This is a genomic window from Micromonospora eburnea (assembly GCF_900090225.1).
Lineage (GTDB): Bacteria > Actinomycetota > Actinomycetes > Mycobacteriales > Micromonosporaceae > Micromonospora > Micromonospora eburnea.
This window is the reverse complement of sequence record NZ_FMHY01000002.1, coordinates 1974386-1992948: the sequence shown is the minus strand read 5'-3', so window position 1 is coordinate 1992948 and position 18563 is coordinate 1974386. Positions and strand designations below refer to the sequence as shown.

The window sequence follows — 18563 nt, the reverse complement described above, 5'->3', positions numbered from 1 at the left end:
CCCGGCGCGCACGGGGGTGCCGGGCCGGGACACCGCCGGGCGGGTCGGGTCAGCGCTTTGCTGCCCCGGCCCGCCACTCCCGGTCCAGCAGGGCGTACACCGCCTCGTCGGCCCACTCGCCCTTGACGAACTCGTTCTCCCGCAGGCACGCCTCGCGGCGCATGCCGAGCCGTTCCAGCACCCGGGCCGAGGCGGTGTTCCGGGCATCCAGGCGACCGACGATCCGGTGCAGGCCGAGGCCGTCGAAGCCGAGCCGCAGCATCTCCCGGGCCGCCTCGGTGACGTACCCCCGGCCGGTGTGGTCCGGGTGCAGCACGTACCCGACCTCGCCCTGCCGGTGCTCGGCGCTGGTCCACACCAACAGCACGTCGCCGACCAGCTCGCCGGTCTCCGGCAGGACGATCGCCAGGTTCAGCGCGTCACCAGGTTCGCGCAGCGCGGTACGCCCGCGCAGGCGCTCCAGCGCCGCCCGGGCGGCGGCCTCGTCGTACGGGTCGTGCAGGAGGAACCGGGTGACGTCCGGCCGGGAGCGGTAGGCGATCAGGGCGTCGAGGTCGTCGGCGGTGAACGGGCGCAGCAGCAGCCGCTCGGTACGTAGTGGCAGGTCGGGAACGAGCATGCCGGCAGGGTACGGACCGGCCGGCGCGGCGGTCAGCCGAGTTTCGCCGCGCTGCCGTCGAGCACGACCCCGGACCGGCAGAGCTGTCCTCGGCGCGGTGGCCCGACGTCCCGCCTCAGGGCGACGGATGGCATGGTCAGCGGGTGAGCACCGCGCCCGCCGCCCCCTGGCGCCGCCCGGCGCCGACCACCGGCCAGCGGCGCGCCGATGCCTGGATCGCCCTCGCCGTCGCCGTACTCGCCCTGTTCGACCTCGCCCTCGCCCGCAGCACCGGAGCGTTCCCGTTCGGCACCCCACCCTCCCTGGCGGAGCAGATCTGGTGGTCGCTCGCGGTCACCGTGCCACTGGTGTGGCGACGCCGCTGGCCGGTGGCGACCACCGTGGTCATCTCGGTGGCGTTCATCGCCGGGCAGGCCCGCGCCATCCCGCTGACCAACCTGCCGTCCGGCGCGCTCTTCGCCGCGCTCTACACCCTCGGCGCGTGGGGGCCGGACCGGCGCACGGCCGGCCGGGTGCGGATCGGGGTGATCGTGGCGATGTTCGCCTGGCTCGGCCTGGCCCTGGCGCTGCGGATCGACGACCTGTCCGCGGTGGCCTTCACCGGCGCCGCCGGACCGGTGCCGCCGCTGCTGGCCGCGATCATCAACGGCGTGCTCTTCAACGTGCTCTTCTTCGGCTTCGCCTACTACTTCGGCGAGCTCTCGTGGCTGGCCGCCCGGCGCGAGCACGAGCTGCGTACGCAGGCCGAGGAGCTACGCCGCTCCCGGGCCGAGGCGGCCGAGCGGGCGGTGATCGGCGAACGGGTCCGCATCGCCCGCGAGCTGCACGATGTCGTCGCCCACCACGTCTCGGTGATGGGCGTGCAGGCGGCGGCGTGCCGGCGGGTGTTCGACCGGGACCGGGAGAAGGCGGGCACGGCGTTGGCCGCGATCGAGCAGACCGCGCGGACCGCCGTCGACGAGCTACGCCGGATGCTGGGCGTGCTGCGCGACCCGGGCGGCGCCGAGACCGTCCGGTCGGCCGCCGCCGGCGTGGAGCAGGTCGCGGAGCTGGTCGAGAACGCCCGTGAGGCCGGCCTGACCGCCACCGTCGGGGTGTACGGGGAGCCCGTGCCGCTGCCCCGCTCGGTGTCCCAGGCGGCGTACCGGATCGTGCAGGAGGCGGTGACGAACACGGTGAAACACGCCGGCGCTACCGTGCTGGACGTGCGGATCCGTTACCTGGCCCGGGAACTCGAGGTCGATGTGAGCGATGACGGACGGTCCGGCAAGCCGCCGGGCGGCGGCGGGCTGGGTCTCATCGGCATGCGGGAGCGGGTGGCCGCCCACGACGGTGTGCTGGAGGCCGGCCACCGCCCGGAGGGCGGCTTCCGGGTCCGTGCCCGGATTCCGCTCGCCCGCGAGCGGTCGGCATGAGCGAGCGAACCGGCCAGGTCGAGGGGCCCATTCGGGTGTTGCTCGCCGACGACCAGCACCTGGTCCGCACCGGGTTCCGCGTCATCCTCGAGGTGGAGGACGACATCGAGGTGGTGGGCGAGGCCGCCGACGGTGAGCGGGCGGTGTCCATGGCCCGCGCGACCCGACCCGACGTCGTGCTGATGGACGTCCAGATGCCCGTCCTGGACGGCCTGGCGGCCACCGGCCGGATCACCGCCGAGTGCGGTCCGGACGGCCCGGCGGTGCTGGTCCTGACCACGTTCGACCGGGACGACTACCTGTTCGCCGCGCTGCGCGCCGGAGCGAGCGGGTTCCTGCTCAAGAACGGCACCCCGGAGGACCTCATCGACGCGGTGCGCGTGGTGGCCCGGGGCGACGGGCTGATCGCGCCGGCGCTCACCCGGCGGGTCATCGCCGCCTTCGCCCAGCCCGGCGGCCTCGGCCGGCGGCCAGCGGGCCCGCCGCCCGCGGCGTTGACCCAGCGGGAGTACGAGGTCCTGGAACTGCTCGCCCGGGGCGGCAGCAACGCCGAGATCGCCACCGCGCTGCACCTCGGCGAGGCCACCGTGAAGACCCACGTCAGCCGGGTGCTGGCCAAACTCGGCCTGCGGGACCGGGTGCAGGCGGTGATCTTCGCGTACGAGCAGGGCATCGTCCAGCCCGGCGGCTGACCTGGTCCGCCACGCGACGGACCAGGATGATCAACCGTTGGACGGACGGCGCCCCGGGCGATCGCGGCTAGCGTCCACTGCCATGACCAGCTCGCTCCGCCTGGACGGCGTCGATCGCAGCTTCGGCGACCGCCAGGTGCTCAAGAACATCTCCTTCGAGGTGACGGCCGGACGGATGACCGGCTTCGTCGGCGGCAACGGCGCCGGCAAGACGACCACCATGCGGATCATCCTCGGCGTGCTCGCCCCGGATGCCGGCCAGCTCCTCTGGCGTGGCTCCCGGTTGACCCGGCAGGACCGGCGACGGTTCGGCTACCTGCCGGAGGAACGCGGCCTCTACCCGAAGATGACCGTCCGGGAGCAGATCGTCCACCTGGGACGCCTGCACGGGCTCGACCCCGCCACGGCACGCCGCAACACCGACGACCTGCTGGACCGGGTCGGACTCGACGGGCGCGGCAACGACCTGCTGGAGACGCTGTCACTGGGCAACCAGCAGCGGGCCCAGGTCGCCGCGGCGCTGGTGCACGACCCGGAGGTCCTCGTGCTGGACGAGCCGTTCTCCGGACTCGACCCAATGGCGGTGGACACCGTCGTCTCCGTACTGCGGGAACGGGCGCGGGCCGGCGTACCGGTGCTCTTCTCCAGCCACCAGCTCGACGTCGTCGAACGGCTCTGCGACGACCTGGTGATCATCGCGGACGGCGTCATCCGGGCCGCCGGCGGCCGGGAGGAGCTGCGGGCGGCGTACACCCTGCCCCGGTTCGAGCTGGTCGTCGACGGCGACGCGGGCTGGCTGCGGGACGAGGCGGGGGTGACCCTGGTCGACCTCGACGGCCCCCGCGCGGTCTTCGACCTGGCCGCCGACGCCGACGACCAGCGGGTGCTGCGCGACGCGCTCGCGCGCGGCCCGGTCCGCGTCTTCCGGCCGGTCACCCCGTCCCTCGCCGAAATCTTCCGAGAGGTCAACCGATGAACACCTACCAGGCGGTCCGACTGATCGCCGGCCGCGAGATCCGGGTCAAGCTGCGGGATCGGACGTTCCTGATCGGCACGCTGTTCTTCCTGCTCATCGCCGTGGCCGCCACGGTCCTGCCGGCCCTGCTGGCCGGCTCGCCCTCGACGGTCGCGGCGACCGCGTCCGTCGCCGCCCCGCTGCGCGAGGCCGGCCTCGACGTCCGGACGGTCGCCGACGACGCCGCCGCCGAGCGGGCGGTCCGGGCCGGCGACGTGGACGCCGCGGTGGTCGCCGGGCCGACCGTGCTGGCCATGGACGAGGCCCCCGACGACCTGGTGAAGGCGTTGAGCAGCGCACCCACGGTACGGCTGCTGGATCCGGACGCGGTGGACCCGGTGGCCGCCTTCCTCGTGCCGTTCGCCTTCGCGTTCGTCTTCTTCACGACGTCCCAGCTGTTCGGGGTGCAGATCGCGCAGAGCGTGACCGAGGAGAAGCAGACCCGGATCGTCGAGATCCTCGTGGCCGCCGTGCCGGTACGGGCGCTGCTGGCCGGCAAGATCGTGGCGGCGTGCGTGCTGGCGCTCGGGCAGATCGCGCTGGTCGCCGTGGCCACGGTCGCCGGGATGCAGCTCACCGACAACGGCGATCTGCTCGCCCTGGTCGGCCCGGCGATCGGCTGGTTCGTGCCGTTCTTCCTGGTCGGCTTCCTGCTGCTGGCGGCGCTGTGGGCGGTGGCCGGGGCGCTGGTCAGCCGGCAGGAGGACATCGGCGGGGTGTCGCTGCCGGTGCAACTCGCGGTGATGCTGCCGTTCTTCGCGGTGCTCTTCCTGCACGACAACGCCGCCGCCATGCGGATCCTGTCGTACGTGCCGTTCTCGGCGCCGACGGCGATGCCGCTGCGGATGTTCACCGGCGACGCGGCCGGCTGGGAGCCGCTGCCGTCGCTGGCCCTGCTGCTGCTCACGGCGGTCGCCTTCGTCGCCGCCGGCGCCCGCGTCTACGAAGGCTCCCTGCTACGCACCAACGGCCGGACGTCGCTACGAACCGCCTGGCGAACCCGAGAACCCGTCAACTGACCCCACCCTCGCGCCCCGCCCCCGCCCCGTCCCACCTCCGGTACGAAGGCCACCGCCCTGACCCGTACGCCGCCGAGCGGAGGCCGCCGGGCGAGGCGGCGGGGCGGGGTGATCCATGCGAGGATCGCCAACCGTGAGTGCACCGGACCCGACGTACCTGCGCGCCCTCGCCGACGAATGTGTGGACCTGGTGTCCGGGCAGTTCGACCGCCGGCTGGACTGGTCACCGGAGAGCCTGTCGACGCTCGACGAGGTGTGCGTCGACCTGCTCGCCGACGGGCCGCTCGCCGACGAGCGCCTCGACCTGTGGTGGCGGCTGATCGGCGCCTACACCGGCGAAGTGGTCATCCGCGCCTACGGTGGCGAGTGGGTCGAGCACGAGACATCGCCCGGTGCCCCGGCGGTCTCGGTGCTCGGCGTGACCGGGTTCCCGTTCGGGCTGGCCGCGCGGGTCCTGGACGGTGAACCGTACAAGAGCCTGGCCTCGTTCGTACGCGCCCTGCCGGCCATCGCCGAGCGCACCAGGCGCGACTGACGGCACTCTGGTTCAGCGGGTCGCGTCCGCCAGCGCATCGGGATCCGGCAGCACCCTGGCCATGAGACGCACCTCCCGGACAACGACCTGTCCGGGAGGTGCGTACAGCCGGGGGCGGCGGGTCAGCCGACGGCCGCCATGACCTCGTCGGAGACGTCGAAGTTGGCGAAGACGTTCTGCACGTCGTCGCAGTCCTCAAGCACGTCGATCAGCTTGAAGATCTTGCGCGCGCCCTCCTCGTCCAGCGGCACGTTGACGCTCGGGATGAGGGAGGACTCGGCCGACTCGTACTCGATGCCGGCGTCCTGCAGGGCGGTGCGCACGGCGATCAGGTCGCCCGGCTCGGAGACCACCTCGTACGCCTCACCGAGGTCGTTGACCTCCTCCGCGCCGGCGTCCAGCACCGCCATCATCACGTCGTCCTCGGTGGTGCCGGCCTTCGGCACGATCACCACGCCCTTGCGGGAGAACAGGTACGACACCGAGCCGGCGTCGGCGAACGATCCGCCGTTGCGGGTCAGCGCGGTGCGCACCTCGGTGGCGGCGCGGTTGCGGTTGTCGGTCAGGCACTCGATGAGCAGCGCGACGCCGTTCGGGCCGTAGCCCTCGTACATGATCGTCTGGTAGTCGGCGCCGCCGGCCTCCAGGCCGGAGCCGCGCTTGACCGCGCGATCGATGTTGTCGTTCGGGACGGAGTTCTTCTTCGCCTTCTGGATGGCGTCGTAGAGCGTCGGGTTACCGGCCGGGTCGCCGCCGCCGGTCCGGGCCGCCACCTCGACGTTCTTGATCAGCTTGGCGAACATCTTGCCGCGCTTGGCGTCGATGACGGCCTTCTTGTGCTTGGTGGTCGCCCACTTTGAGTGGCCAGACATCTCATACCTCCGTTAGTGATCCACGCCTGCGTCGACTTCCCGCGCCGATTCCGCGGTCAACCGGTACGGATGGCGCTGGCCGGACGGCTCCGCGTGGACGGCTGCGGCGAGCTGGGGCCCTGCCGAACCGCGGCAATCCTACCGAGAAGGTGTAGCCGTCTGTCACACCCGGCACCCGGTAAGGCGCGGGGCAACGGGTCAGCGGGGTGGACCGGCCGCTGCCAGAGGACAACAACCGCAGGACGGTGAACATGCCCGCGGGGGATGCCTCGCGCTCAGACCGCGGCGCGGACCAGGTCCACGAAGTAGCGGTGCAGCCGCAGGTCGCCGGTGAGTTCCGGATGGAACGAGGTGGCCAGCAGGTTGCCCTGCCGGACCGCGACGATCCGGTCGGCCGCCGGCCCGTCGGTGACCCGGCCGAGCACCTCGACGCCCTCGCCGACCCGCTCGACCCAGGGGGCCCGGATGAAGATGGCGTGGAACGGCTCACCCTCAATCCCGGCGATCCGCACCGGCGCCTCGAACGAGTCGACCTGCCGGCCGAAGGCGTTGCGCCGGACGGTCATCTCGATGCCCTGGAAGCCGCGCTGGTCGGGGCGGCCGTCGAGCACCTCGGACGCCAGCATGATCATGCCGGCGCAGGACCCGTAGACCGGCAGACCGGCGGTGATCCGCTTGTCGATCGGCTCGCGCATCTCGAAGACGTCGGCCAGCTTGCTGATGGTGGTGGACTCCCCGCCCGGGATGACCAGCCCGTCGACCGCGTCCAGCTCGGCCGGACGGCGGACCGGGCGAGCCTCCGCGCCCGCGCCGGCCAGGGCGGCGACGTGCTCGCGCACGTCCCCCTGCAGGGCGAGCACCCCGATGACGGGTACGGCCACCTGCACTCCTCTCAAGTGTTAACAGGGGGCCCCTGCTCTACGCGAGGCGTTAAGAAGGGGCCCCTCCTTTCACGTCACCAGCCGCGGTCGGCCAGGCGGTGCGGGACCGGGATCTCGTCGACGTTGATGCCGACCATCGCCTCGCCCAGGCCACGGGAGACCTTGGCCAGCACGTCGGGGTCGTCGTGGAAGGTGGTGGCCTTCACGATCGCGGCGGCGCGCTGGGCCGGGTTGCCGGACTTGAAGATGCCCGAGCCGACGAAGACGCCCTCGGCACCGAGCTGCATCATCATGGCGGCGTCGGCCGGGGTGGCGATGCCGCCCGCGGTGAAGAGCACCACCGGCAGCTTGCCGGTCTCGGCGATCTCCTTGACCAGCTCGTACGGCGCCTGCAGCTCCTTGGCCGCGACGTACAACTCGTCGGCCGGCAGCGACTGGAGGCGGCGGATCTCCTTACGGATCTTGCGCATGTGGGTGGTGGCGTTGGAGACGTCACCGGTGCCGGCCTCGCCCTTCGAGCGGATCATGGCCGCGCCCTCGGTGATCCGGCGCAGCGCCTCGCCCAGGTTGGTCGCGCCGCAGACGAACGGGACGGTGAACGCCCACTTGTCGATGTGGTTCTCGTAGTCGGCCGGGGTCAGCACCTCGGACTCGTCGACGTAGTCCACGCCGAGCGACTGTAGGACCTGCGCCTCGACGAAGTGGCCGATCCGGGCCTTGGCCATCACCGGGATCGAGACGGCGTTGATGATGCCGTCGATCATGTCCGGGTCGCTCATCCGGGAGACGCCGCCCTGCGCGCGGATGTCGGCGGGCACCCGCTCCAGCGCCATCACGGCGACCGCGCCGGCATCCTCAGCGATCTTGGCCTGCTCAGGGGTGACCACGTCCATGATCACGCCACCCTTGAGCATCTCGGCCATCCCCCGCTTCACGCGGGCGGTGCCGACGACGGGGGTGACGTTGGCGTTCGGGGAGGTGGATTCGGGCACGGGTCATCGCTCCTCGGCATGCTCGGGGGGTGGCTGCGGAAATGCTACGGCCGGGTCAACGCCGTTCCGACAGCCAATCAGACCCCCGGTGGCCTGCTCTGTGGTCGGCCTCACCCCTGGTTGGGGCCAGCCGGGCGGCCGGCGGGGATCAGCCGGTAGGGGCGTCCGCCGCGGTGCTGAGGGTCGGATCGTCGACGTCGAAGTACCGGGGGAGATCGTGCCGGCGCCCCATCCGCAACAGGCGCACCAGGGGCGGCGGCGGGCCGCCCGGGCATCCCGGACCAGGTCGGTGTGCACCTGCCGGGCCAGCGCCAGCCGGCGGCTCGCCGCGATCACCGCCTCGCAGGCGGGATCGTCCGGGTCCAGCTCGACCGCGCGCAACTGCCGGGTGAGGTCGTTCTCGGCGGCCTCCCGCTCCTCGGGGACGGCGTCCAGGGCGATCCGCGCGGCCGCGTACAGCTCCACGCCGTACCGCTTCTCGGCCAGCACCGCGGCGGCCGCCGCGCGACGCAGCAGATGGGCGTCGAGCGCCCGGGCCGCCGACTCCGCGCGGGTCTGGAGCCGTTCGACCCGGTTGGCCGTCCAGAAGAGGTACGCCGAGACAAGCCCGACGACCACCAGCGCGCCCACCACCCACCACATGCCCGGCATCGTAGTGCTGCTCCGTTCCCGCCCGAGCCGGCCCGGTCGCCGGCCGACACGCTGGTCACACCGCCCTCGCCAGCCACCCGGCTCAGCCCAGTTCCACCCATTCCTGGTCCATGACCCGACCGTCGGTGGCCTCGATCGCCGCCGCGTACACCTCCAGCACCCGGCGGGCCACCACCGGCCAGTCGTAACCGGCCACCACCTGGTCGCCGCAGGCGGTCAGCGCGGCCCGCCGGTCCGCGTCGTCGAGCAGCTCGGCCAGGGCGGTACGCAGGGCCGCCGCGTCGCCGGTCGGGAACAGCCGCCCGGCCCGCCCGCCGTCCAGCACCCGGCGGAAGGCGTCGAGGTCGCTGGCCACCACGGTGGTGCCGGCGGCGAGCGCCTCGGTGAGGATCATCCCGAAGGACTCCCCGCCGGTGTTGGGTGCCACGTACAGGTGCAGGCTGCGTAGCATGCGAGGTTTGTCCGCCTCGGGGACCATGCCGAGGAAGGTGACCCGGTCCCGCAGCCCGGCCGGGAACTGCCCGTACAGGTCGCCCGGGTCGCCCGGCCCGGCCACCAGCAGGCGCAGCCCCGGACGGTGCGGGGCGAGCGCGACGAACGCGTCCCGCAGGATCGGGAAACCCTTCCGGGGCTCGGTGAACCGGCCCAAAAAGCCCACCGTCCCGCCGGTGCCCGGCGCGCACTCCCCCGGCCAACCGGGCAACGGCTCGACGCCGGCGAACCTCGCCACCGCCACCCCGTTGGGGATCTCCACCGCGCCGCCGTCCATGTGCTCCACCTGCACCTTGCGGGCCAGGGCGCTGACCGCGATCCGGGCGGTGATCCGCTCCAGCACGATCTGGAGCATCCCCTGCGCCGCGGAGAGCACCCGGGAACGGGTCATCGCCGTGTGGAAGGTGGCCACCACCGGGCCGCGGGCGGAGAGCACGGCCAGCATCGACAGGCTCGGCGTGAACGGTTCGTGCACGTGCAGCACGTCGAAGTCGCCCCGGGTGATCCAGCGCCGCACCCGGGCGGTGGAGACCGGGCCGAAGGCGATCCGGGCCACCGAGCCGTTGTACGGCAGCGGCACCGCCCGCCCGGCGGCCACCACGTACGGCGGCAGCGGCGAGTCCTCGTCGGCCGGGGCGAGCACGCTCACCTGGTGGCCCAGCCCGATCAACGCCTCGGCCAGGTCCATGACGTGGTTCTGCACCCCGCCCGGCACGTCGAAGGAGTACGGGCACACGATGCCGATCCGCATGTCAGTGCCCTTCGTTCGCGACGGCGGGGCTCCGCTGCGCTGCACTCCTCGCGCTCATCGCCGGCCCTCCTCAGATCGTCCCGGTGGTGGCCGGCGGCTGCGGCGCAGCGCCCGGGCCGCCGGTCCGCTGGTCCAGCCACATCCGTTGCAACATGTGCCAGTCCTGCGGGTGGCGGGCGATGCCCGCGGCCAGACCGTCGGCGATCCGTTGGGTGAGCACCCGAACCCGGACCTCCAGCGAGCCGCTGCTCGGGTCGGGCAACTCCAGCGGGCCGTCGAGGGCGGCGCGCGCGATGTCCGACTCGTACCACATCGTGGTGACGTAGAGGGGCGCGCCGGTCCGGATCGCCAGCAGCGCCGGGCCGGCCGGCATCCGGGTCCGGCCGCCGAAGAAGTCCACCTCCACGCCGCGTGCGGAGAGGTCCCGGTCGGCGAGCAGCGGCACCACCGTACCCGCCTGGAGCCGGTCGACCAGCACCTCGAACGCCGGCCGTTCGCCGCCGTGGGTGGGCAGGATCTCCATGCCCAGGCCCTGGCGGAAGGCGAGGAAACGCTCGTAGACGGCCTCCGGCTTGAGCCGCTCGGCGACCGTGGTGATCGGCCAGCCGGTGGCCGCGACCCAGGCGCCGGCCGCGTCCCAGTTGCCGCTGTGCGGCAACGCGATCACCGCGCCCCGGCCGGACGCCACGTCGGCGCCGAGCTTGTCCGCGCCGTCGAGGCGGAACCCGGCGAGGATCTCCTGGCGGCTCAGCGACGGCAGCCGGAACGCCTCCATCCAGTACCGGGCGTACGACCGCAGGCCGGCCCGGACCAGCTCGTCCAGCTCCGCCTCGGGCAGGTCCGGGCCGACCACCCGACGCAGGTTGGCCCGGAGCTGGGCCGTACCCCGGCCACCCCGGCGGTACGCGCGGTCGGCGCCCGCCCGGAAGGCGGCGGCGACCACCGGCCGGGGCAGGGTGCGGGCCAGCCGCCAGCCGGCGGCGTAGCCCAGCTCGGTGAGGTTCACTCGTGGCCGACCTGCTGCGCCTGCCGGTACACGTGGACGATGCGCTGCCCGACCGTGAAGATCGAGACGGCGGCGAGCAGCCAGAGCGCGATCGGCAACGCCAGGTCGACGCCGAGGCCGGTGAGCAGACCGCCCACCCCGACGATCAGCAGCCGCTCGGTGCGCTCGGCGATGCCCACCTTGCAGGTCATGCCCAGCCCCTCGGCGCGGGCCTTGACGTAGGAGACCAGCCCGCCGGCGGCCAGGCAGAGCAGCGCGGCGGCCACCCCGGCATGATTGCCCTCGGTGGCCAACCAGTACGCGACCGCGCCGAAGACGGCGCTGTCGGCGACCCGGTCCATGCTCGAGTCGAGGAAGGCGCCGAACCGGGTGGAACCACCACTCATCCGGGCCATCGTGCCGTCGAGCAGGTCGGTGAGCGCGAAGACCGTGACGATCAGCGCACCGGCGACCAGGTGGCCGCGGGCGCCGAAGCCGAGCGCGCCGACGAGCACGCCGACGGTGCCGGTCACGGTGACCGCGTTGGGGGACACGCCGGCGCGGAGCAGACCGCGCGCGACCGGCTCCACGACGCGGGCCATGCCCGCCCGGGCCGTTACTTGGAAGATCTTCGCCATGGCGGTCCCACGATAACGGCCCGACGCGCACGACGGCACGGCTGGTCGGCTCGAAGGGCCGACGGCCCTTGTGCGGGGTCGGTAACGGGTGTGAGATCGAGCGTGGGAGGTGAGCCAGCTCACCGAACCACCCGTCCGCGAACCCGCCGTTCAGGAGACCACCGGAGGATATCGCCGCGGCACCCGCCCGGGCCCGCTTCCCCGTCGCGCGCGGCGGTCCACCACCACCGGCTGAGGGAGGTGCGCCGCGATGGCGCAGAAAAATCAGGAGAAGGGTGTCACCGGCGGCGCGCCGGTGGTGACCGAGCCCGGCAGGGTTCGCAACGTGGTGCTGGTCGGGCACTCCGGGGCGGGCAAGACCACGCTGGTCGAGGCGTTGCTGACGGCCAGCGGCACGATCGGTCGCGCCGGCACCGTCACCGACGGCACCACGGTCTGCGACCACGACCCCGCCGCCGTACGCCAGCAGCGTTCGGTGAGCCTGTGCTGCGCCCCGCTGCTGCACCGCGACGTCAAGGTGAACCTCCTGGACACCCCCGGCTACGGCGACTTCGTCGGCGAGCTGCGGGCCGGTCTGCGGGCCGCCGACGCGGCGCTGTTCGTCGTCTCGGCGGTCGACGGGATGGACGCGGCCACCGCCGCGCTCTGGGAGGAGTGCGCCGCGGTCGACATGCCGCGTGCGGTCGCGGTGGCCCGGCTGGACCACCCGCGCGCCGACTTCGACGAGGCGGTGGCGCTCTGCCAGCGGGTCTTCGGCGACAACGTGCTTCCGCTCTACCTGCCCATGCTCGGCGACGACGGCGTGTCGGTCGTCGGCCTGATGGGGCTGATCACCCGCCGGGTCTCCGACTACTCGGCCGGGCTGCCGGCGGCGGTACGGGAACCGGACCCCGAGCACCTGCCCGCGATCGCGGAGGCGCGCAACGAGCTGATCGAGGGGATCATCGCGGAGAGCGAGGACGAGACCCTGATGGACCGCTACCTCGGCGGCGAGGAGATCGACACCGAGGTGCTCGTCACCGACCTGGAGAAGGCGGTGGCCCGGGGCCACTTCTACCCGGTGGTACCGGTCTGCGCGGAGACCGGGGTCGGCCTGGACGTGCTGCTCGACGGCCTGGTGACGGCGTTTCCGTCGCCGCTGGAGCACGAGCTGCCGGCGGTCACCGGGGTGGACGGCTCGCCGCGGCCGCCCTTGGACTGCGACCCGGACGGCCCGCTGGTCGCCGAGGTGGTCAAGACGACCGTGGACCGGCACGTCGGGCGGGTCTCCCTGGTCCGGGTCTTCTCCGGCACCCTCCGCCCCGACCAGGTGATCCACGTGTCCGGACACGGCATGACCGAGCGGGGCCACGCCGACCACGACGCCGACGAGCGGGTCGGTCATCTCTACAGCCCGCTCGGCGCGGCGCTGCGCGAGGTACCCGCCGCCGTCGCCGGTGACATCTGCGCGATCACCAAGTCGGGCAGCGCGGAGACCGGCGACACCATCTCCGCCAAGGAGGAGCCGCTGCTCATCGCCCCGTGGGAGATGCCGGAGCCGCTGCTGCCGGTGGCGGTCGTGGCGAAGAGCCGGTCCGACGAGGACTCCCTGGCCCGTAACCTGGCCCGGCTGGTGGCCGGCGACCCGACGCTGCGGCTGGAGCGCAACGCCGAGACCCACCAGCTGGTCCTCTGGTGCATGGGCGAGGCGCACGCCGACGTGGTGCTCGACCGGCTACGCGCCGGCGGCGTGGAGCTGGAGACCGAGCCGGTCCGGGTGGCGCTGCGCGAGACGTTCACGGTCGGCGCGAAGGGGCACGGCCGGCACGTCAAGCAGTCCGGCGGCCACGGCCAGTACGCGGTCTGCGACATCGAGGTGGAGCCGCTGCCCCGCGGCGCCGGCTTCGAGTTCGTCGACAAGGTGGTCGGCGGCGCGGTCCCGCACAACTACATCCCGTCGGTGGAGAAGGGCGTCCGGGCGCAGATGGAACGCGGCCTGGTCGCCGGCTCCCCGGTGGTGGACCTGCGGGTGACCCTCTTCGACGGCAAGGCGCACAGCGTCGACTCCTCCGACGCGGCGTTCCAGACCGCGGGGGCCCTGGCGCTGCGCGACGCGGCCGAGAAGGGCCAGCCGACGCTGCTGGAGCCGGTCGACGAGGTGACCATCCGGGTGCCCGACCCGTCGGTGGGTGCCGTGATGGGCGATCTCTCCAGCCGGCGCGGGCGGGTGCTCGGCACCGAGCCGGATCCGGACGCCGAGGGGCGCACCCTGGTCCGTGCCGAGGTGCCCGCCACCGAACTGCTCCGGTACGCGGTCGAGCTGCGCTCGATGACCGCCGGCACCGGCGCCTTCCGCCGCGAGTTCGCCCGGTACGAACCCATGCCGGCCCACCTCGCCGAACAGCTCCGCAAGGAACACACCCACTCCTGACGGGCGACGCAGGATGCGGCATGTGGTGGTCTTCCGCAGGACGGATACCCCCACATGCCGCACCTGGAGTGGATCACGTGCCGGACGCGGCGGGATCTGGTGGCCCTAGTGGGAGGTGGCGTAGGCCAGCGGGAGAGGGGTGGGTTGGCCGGGCCAGGTGGCGGCGAGACAGGGGCCCGAGGCGGACACGGCGGGGGCGGGCCGCCGGACCAGGGCCAACTCGACCTGATCGGCCCGGATCAGGGTGGGATCGCCGTCGACCACCGCCCAGGGCGCGCCGACCACCGGCGGCTCGAACCCGTCGACCCGGCTGCCGGTCACGCTCGTGTCCGACGCGCGGACCTCGCGCCGGCCGTCCACCTCGAAGTACTCCTCCGCCTGGCCGGCACCGGCGAGTACGGCGGCAGCCAGGGCGGGCGGGTAGACCGGGTCGCCGCAGGCGTCGTACACCCAGCGTGGGCCCAGCACGGAGTGCTCGGTGGTGCCGACCAGCCACTGCTCGGCGCCGGGCAGCGGGGCGCCCCGGTAGGTCAGCGGCACCTGTAGGACCGGCCCGTCCCCGGCCCGGACGAGCAGGGTCTCGATCCCGACCTCGCCGGCCGGGTCGTCGAAGCGGAAGGCCCCCACCCGGGTGAGGCCGGCGGCCGCCGACCCGGCGAACCACGGCCGGCCGGGGACCCAGGCGGCGAGCAGGTCAAGCTTCGACGGGCGCAATTCCGCGCGGTGCAGCAGAGCCATACGCGAGATCGTACTGTCGATGAGGGCGCTCCGTGGTCTGCCGATCTTGGCAGCGACACACCGCGACCTGGAGGAGCGATGAGCACCACGGCGGACGAAACCGAGCGGGCGAGCGAGCCGCTGCCGCGCTGGGTGGCACCCACCTTCGTGGCGCTGGCCCTGCTCACCCTGCCGTGGGCCGGCTACCTCGCGCTGACCCTGCCCCGGCACGCCGTGAGCGCGCACTACCGGGCCGCCTGGGTCGGGTTCGACCTGGGGCTGGCGGCGCTGCTCTCGCTGACCGCCTGGTGCGCGTACCGGGGAAACCGGCAGGTGGTGCTGGCCGCCACCGGCACCGCGACCATGCTGGTGGTGGACGCCTGGTTCGACGTGACGACCGCCGCGACCGGGCCCGACCTGGTGGTGTCGGTGCTGCTGGCCGCGCTGGTCGAACTGCCGCTCGCCGGGGTCTGCCTCTGGATCGCCCGGCATGCCGACCGGATGGTCGAGCGGCGGCCGGCCCGCGGCCGTGGCCGGCCGCGCTGACGCCACCGCGACCACGCACGGACCGGCCGGGCCGGATCAGGCCGGCCAGGCCTTGGCGAACAGGTCCCGGGTGTCGGCGAGCAACTGCGGCAGCACCTTCGTCCGGCCGATGACCGGCATGAAGTTGGCGTCACCACCCCACCGGGGCACCACGTGCTGGTGCAGGTGGGCGGCGATGCCGGCACCGGCCACGCCGCCCTGGTTCATGCCCAGGTTGAAGCCGTGCGCGTTGGAGACCTGGCGGACCACCCGCATGGCGTCCTTGGTGAACGCGGCCAGCTCGGCGGTCTCCGGCGCGTCCAACTCCGTGTAGTCGGCGACGTGCCGGTACGGGCAGACCAGCAGATGGCCCGGGTTGTACGGGTAGAGGTTGAGCACCGCGAAGACGTGCTCGCCCCGGGCGACCACCAGGCTCTCGTCCGGGGGCAGGCCAGGGGCGAGGCAGAACGGGCAGCCAGCGGGCTTCTCGTAGCCGCCCGCGGGCCGGTCCTCGCCGGAGATATAGGTCATCCGGTGTGGCGTCCAGAGCCGTTCCAGCCCGTCCGCCAGACCGTTGTCGGTGCCGCTGTCGAAGTGCCGATCCGCCCCAGTCACACCGCCGATCCTACGGTCACCGCGCTTCGCCGAGCCGGGGTGGCTGGTCGGGTTCGCCGCCGTGCCGGGCATCGGACACGGCGAACGGTGGTGTCCCGATGCCGGGGCACCACCGTTCGCGGCAGGTCACGCCGGCCCACGGCCGGGCCGGGGCTCAGCTCTCGGCCGAGGGCCCCGAGTTGGTCCGGGAGTTGACCACGTCGAGCACGTGGGCGACCGCCTCGGCCACCGGTACGCCGTTGCGCTGCGAGCCGTCCCGGTAGCGGAAGGACACCGTGCCGGCGGCCACGTCGTCGTCGCCGGCGATCACCATGAACGGGATCTTCTGCTGCTGGGCGTTGCGGATCTTCTTCTGCATCCGGTCGTCGCCCGCGTCGACGTCGGCCCGGATCCCCTCGGCGCGCAGCGTCGTGACGAACTCCTGGAGGTAGTCGGTGTGGTCCTCGCGGATCGGGATGCCGACCACCTGCACCGGGGCGAGCCACGCCGGGAACGCCCCGGCGTAGTGCTCGGTGAGCACGCCGATGAAGCGCTCGATCGACCCGAACTTGGCGCAGTGAATCATGACGGGCTGCTGCCGGCTGCCGTCGCTCGCCTGGTACTCCAGCCCGAAGCCCTTCGGCTGGTTGAAGTCGTACTGGATCGTCGACATCTGCCAGGTGCGGCCAATGGCGTCCTTCGCCTGCACCGAGATCTTCGGGCCGTAGAAGGCCGCGCCGCCCGGGTCCGGCACCAGGTCGAGCCCGGTCTCCCGGGCGCACTGCTCCAGCACCGCGGTCGCGGTCGCCCAGTCCTCGTCCGAGCCGACGAACTTGTCCGGCCGGGACTCGTCGCGGGTCGACAGCTCCAGGTAGAAGTCGTCGATGCCGAAGTCCTTCAGCAGGCCGAGCACGAAGCCCAGCAGGTGCTTGATCTCGGCCGGCGCCTGCTCGGGCGTGCAGTAGGAGTGCGAGTCGTCCTGGGTGAAGCCGCGCACCCGGGTCAGCCCGTGGATGACGCCCGACTTCTCGTACCGGTACACCGACCCGAACTCGAACAGCCGCATCGGCAGCTCACGGTAGGACCGCCCGCGCGACCTGTAGATCAGGTTGTGCATCGGGCAGTTCATCGCCTTGAGGTAGTAGTCGCTGCCCTCCATCTCCATGGGAGGGAACATCGTGTCCTTGTAGTAGGGCAGGTGGCCCGAGGTGTGGAAGAGACCTTCCTTCGAGATGTGCGGGGTCCCGACGTACTGGAAGCCCTCCTCGATGTGGCGGGTCCGGACGTAGTCCTCCATCACGCGCTTGAGCACGCCGCCCTTGGGGTGGAAGACCGCCAGGCCCGAGCCGATCTCGTCAGGGAAGCTGAACAGGTCGAGGTCCGCGCCGAGCTTGCGGTGGTCGCGCCGGGCGGCCTCCTCCAGCAGCCTCAGGTATGCCTTCAGCTCGTCCCGGGTCGGCCACGCCGTGCCGTACACCCGCTGGAGCTGCGGGTTCTTCTCCGACCCCCGCCAGTACGCGGCGGCCGAGCGCATCAGCTTGAACGCGCCGATCAGCCGGGTGTTCGGCAGGTGCGGGCCGCGGCACAGGTCCGACCAGCAGACCTTGTCCTCGTTCGCGGCGAGGTTGTCGTAGATGGTCAGCTCGCCGCCGCCCACCTCCATCACCTCGGAGGAGTCCAGCCCCTCCCCCTTGACCTCGATCAGCTCCAGCTTGAACGGCTCGGCGGCCAACTCGCCCCGGGCCTCGTCCAGGCTGCCGAACCGGCGGCGGCGGAACCGCTGACCGGACTTGATGATCTCCTGCATCCGCTTCTCGAGCTTCGCCAGGTCGTCCGGCTGGAACGGCTTGTCGACCTGGAAGTCGTAGTAGAAGCCGTTCTCGATCGGCGGGCCGATGCCGAGCTTCGCCTCGGGGAAGACGTCCTGCACGGCCTGGGCGAGCACGTGCGCGGTGGAGTGCCGCAGCACGTTCAGCCCGTCCGGCGAGTCGAGGGCGACCGGCTCGACCGGGGTCTCCTCGGCCGGTTTCCAGTCCAGGTCGCGCAGCTGGCCCTGCGGGTCGCGGACCACCACGACGGCCTTCGGGCCGTTGGTGGGCAGCCCGGCCGCGGCCACCGCGTCGGCCGCCGTCGTCCCGGCGGCGACGACGACGGGGTCGGCCACGACGGGGGTACGGGGTGCGGACACGGTGACTCCTGTCGTCGATGGGTTCAAAGGTGCCGGGTACCGGCCCCTGCGATGCTATCGGTCCCGTACCGCTGTGGTGACAGCCGCTCGGCTCGGCTGACCGTCCGACCACGTCGCAGGCGGGTGTCCGGTGAGCGTCGACATGGGCCCACAGACGCTACGAACCTGATGGCGTAGACGATTCACCAGGCGGCCCGAGCACCGCCACGTCGCCGCTCCGGAACCCGGCGTGGCAACACGGGCTTCTAGCGGTCGGGCTTGTCGGAGGCGCCCGGCAACCGCTCGGCGACGAACACGCCAACGCCTTTGACACCCTCGACCAGGCCCTCCGTCCTGAGCGCGAAGATTGCCTGGCGGACGACGATGGTCGAGACTCCGTGCTCCTGGCAGAGGAGCCGTTGAGGGGAACAGGTCGGGCGGGCCGGCTGGCTCACCCCGGCACAGACCTGGCGGGCCAACGGCGGCCGGTGGTGAGCGGGCTACCCGGCGATTCACTCACGTCATCAAGTTCGTAGCGGCCGAACAGGGCAGGCCACACGGGCTGGCCAAGGAAATCCCACCCGCACGACGGC

General features: G+C 72.7%; 18 protein-coding genes and 1 pseudogene. 7 read left to right on the top strand and 12 right to left on the bottom strand.

Annotated elements, in window-relative coordinates; genetic code table 11:
• Window positions 1-49 precede the first annotated feature (49 nt).
• A complete protein-coding gene (locus tag GA0070604_RS09445) occupies window positions 50-619 on the bottom strand; it encodes a GNAT family N-acetyltransferase (protein ID WP_091117407.1) in 570 nt (189 codons plus the stop codon).
• Between the two features lie 143 nt (window positions 620-762).
• On the opposite strand from GA0070604_RS09445, the gene GA0070604_RS09440 reads away from it, so the two are divergent.
• From GA0070604_RS09440 to GA0070604_RS09420, 5 genes are all read left to right on the top strand, one after another.
• Complete coding sequence (locus GA0070604_RS09440) at window positions 763-2034, top strand: sensor histidine kinase (protein ID WP_091117404.1); 1272 nt, start codon at window positions 763-765, stop codon at window positions 2032-2034.
• Complete coding sequence (locus GA0070604_RS09435; protein WP_091117400.1) at window positions 2031-2726, top strand: response regulator; 696 nt, start codon at window positions 2031-2033, stop codon at window positions 2724-2726. Before GA0070604_RS09440 ends, GA0070604_RS09435 begins: the two co-directional genes overlap by 4 nt.
• 82 nt (window positions 2727-2808) lie before the next feature.
• Window positions 2809-3702, top strand: a complete 894-nt coding sequence (locus GA0070604_RS09430) for an ABC transporter ATP-binding protein (RefSeq protein ID WP_091117398.1) — start codon at window positions 2809-2811, stop codon at window positions 3700-3702.
• Complete coding sequence (locus GA0070604_RS09425) at window positions 3699-4760, top strand: ABC transporter permease (RefSeq protein ID WP_091117396.1); 1062 nt, start codon at window positions 3699-3701, stop codon at window positions 4758-4760. Before GA0070604_RS09430 ends, GA0070604_RS09425 begins: the two co-directional genes overlap by 4 nt.
• Before the next feature lie 133 nt (window positions 4761-4893).
• Complete coding sequence (locus tag GA0070604_RS09420; protein ID WP_208601995.1) at window positions 4894-5295, top strand: hypothetical protein; 402 nt, start codon at window positions 4894-4896, stop codon at window positions 5293-5295.
• Between the two features lie 122 nt (window positions 5296-5417).
• Here GA0070604_RS09420 and GA0070604_RS09415 read toward each other — a convergent pair whose 3' ends face one another.
• The 7 genes and pseudogenes from GA0070604_RS09415 to pgsA all read right to left on the bottom strand — a co-directional run bounded on the left by GA0070604_RS09415 (window position 5418) and on the right by pgsA (window position 11557).
• On the bottom strand, window positions 5418-6167 hold the full coding sequence (locus tag GA0070604_RS09415) for a YebC/PmpR family DNA-binding transcriptional regulator (protein ID WP_091117392.1): 750 nt from the start codon (window positions 6165-6167) through the stop codon (window positions 5418-5420).
• Between the two features lie 275 nt (window positions 6168-6442).
• Complete coding sequence (gene pdxT, locus GA0070604_RS09410) at window positions 6443-7048, bottom strand: pyridoxal 5'-phosphate synthase glutaminase subunit PdxT (RefSeq protein WP_091126999.1); 606 nt, start codon at window positions 7046-7048, stop codon at window positions 6443-6445.
• A 74-nt stretch (window positions 7049-7122) separates the two neighbouring features.
• Window positions 7123-8040, bottom strand: coding sequence for a pyridoxal 5'-phosphate synthase lyase subunit PdxS (gene pdxS / locus GA0070604_RS09405; protein WP_091117390.1), 918 nt, complete (start codon window positions 8038-8040; stop codon window positions 7123-7125).
• Window positions 8041-8188: 148 nt separating this feature from the next.
• Window positions 8189-8691: pseudogene (locus GA0070604_RS09400) on the bottom strand (hypothetical protein).
• An 82-nt stretch (window positions 8692-8773) separates the two neighbouring features.
• Window positions 8774-9934 carry a glycosyltransferase family 4 protein gene (locus GA0070604_RS09395; RefSeq protein ID WP_091117388.1) on the bottom strand — a complete coding sequence of 387 codons (1161 nt, stop codon included), beginning with the start codon at window positions 9932-9934 and terminating at the stop codon, window positions 8774-8776.
• Window positions 9935-10004: 70 nt separating this feature from the next.
• Complete coding sequence (locus tag GA0070604_RS09390) at window positions 10005-10940, bottom strand: phosphatidylinositol mannoside acyltransferase (RefSeq protein WP_091117385.1); 936 nt, start codon at window positions 10938-10940, stop codon at window positions 10005-10007.
• Entirely contained in the window at window positions 10937-11557 is a 621-nt protein-coding gene (gene pgsA, locus GA0070604_RS09385; RefSeq protein WP_091117383.1) for a phosphatidylinositol phosphate synthase, read from the bottom strand. Before pgsA ends, GA0070604_RS09390 begins: the two co-directional genes overlap by 4 nt.
• A gap of 250 nt (window positions 11558-11807) precedes the next feature.
• On the opposite strand from pgsA, the gene GA0070604_RS09380 reads away from it, so the two are divergent.
• On the top strand, window positions 11808-13967 hold the full coding sequence (locus GA0070604_RS09380; protein WP_091117380.1) for an elongation factor G-like protein EF-G2: 2160 nt from the start codon (window positions 11808-11810) through the stop codon (window positions 13965-13967).
• 105 nt (window positions 13968-14072) lie between these two features.
• Here GA0070604_RS09380 and GA0070604_RS09375 read toward each other — a convergent pair whose 3' ends face one another.
• The gene (locus GA0070604_RS09375) at window positions 14073-14705 is read right to left on the bottom strand and encodes a CG0192-related protein (protein WP_091117377.1); all 633 of its coding nucleotides are present in this window, start codon (window positions 14703-14705) and stop codon (window positions 14073-14075) included.
• Window positions 14706-14783: 78 nt separating this feature from the next.
• Here GA0070604_RS09375 and GA0070604_RS09370 point away from each other — a divergent pair, with 78 nt between their 5' ends.
• Window positions 14784-15230: a hypothetical protein gene (locus GA0070604_RS09370; protein WP_091117374.1), complete on the top strand. Its 447-nt coding sequence runs from the start codon at window positions 14784-14786 to the stop codon at window positions 15228-15230.
• Window positions 15231-15266: 36 nt separating this feature from the next.
• Here GA0070604_RS09370 and GA0070604_RS09365 read toward each other — a convergent pair whose 3' ends face one another.
• From GA0070604_RS09365 to GA0070604_RS09355, 3 genes are all read right to left on the bottom strand, one after another.
• A complete protein-coding gene (locus tag GA0070604_RS09365) occupies window positions 15267-15824 on the bottom strand; it encodes an HIT family protein (protein ID WP_091126998.1) in 558 nt (185 codons plus the stop codon).
• A 154-nt stretch (window positions 15825-15978) separates the two neighbouring features.
• Window positions 15979-17991 carry a threonine--tRNA ligase gene (gene thrS / locus GA0070604_RS09360; RefSeq protein WP_091117371.1) on the bottom strand — a complete coding sequence of 671 codons (2013 nt, stop codon included), beginning with the start codon at window positions 17989-17991 and terminating at the stop codon, window positions 15979-15981.
• Between the two features lie 245 nt (window positions 17992-18236).
• Entirely contained in the window at window positions 18237-18425 is a 189-nt protein-coding gene (locus tag GA0070604_RS09355) for a GntR family transcriptional regulator (protein WP_377593362.1), read from the bottom strand.
• Window positions 18426-18563 lie beyond the last annotated feature (138 nt).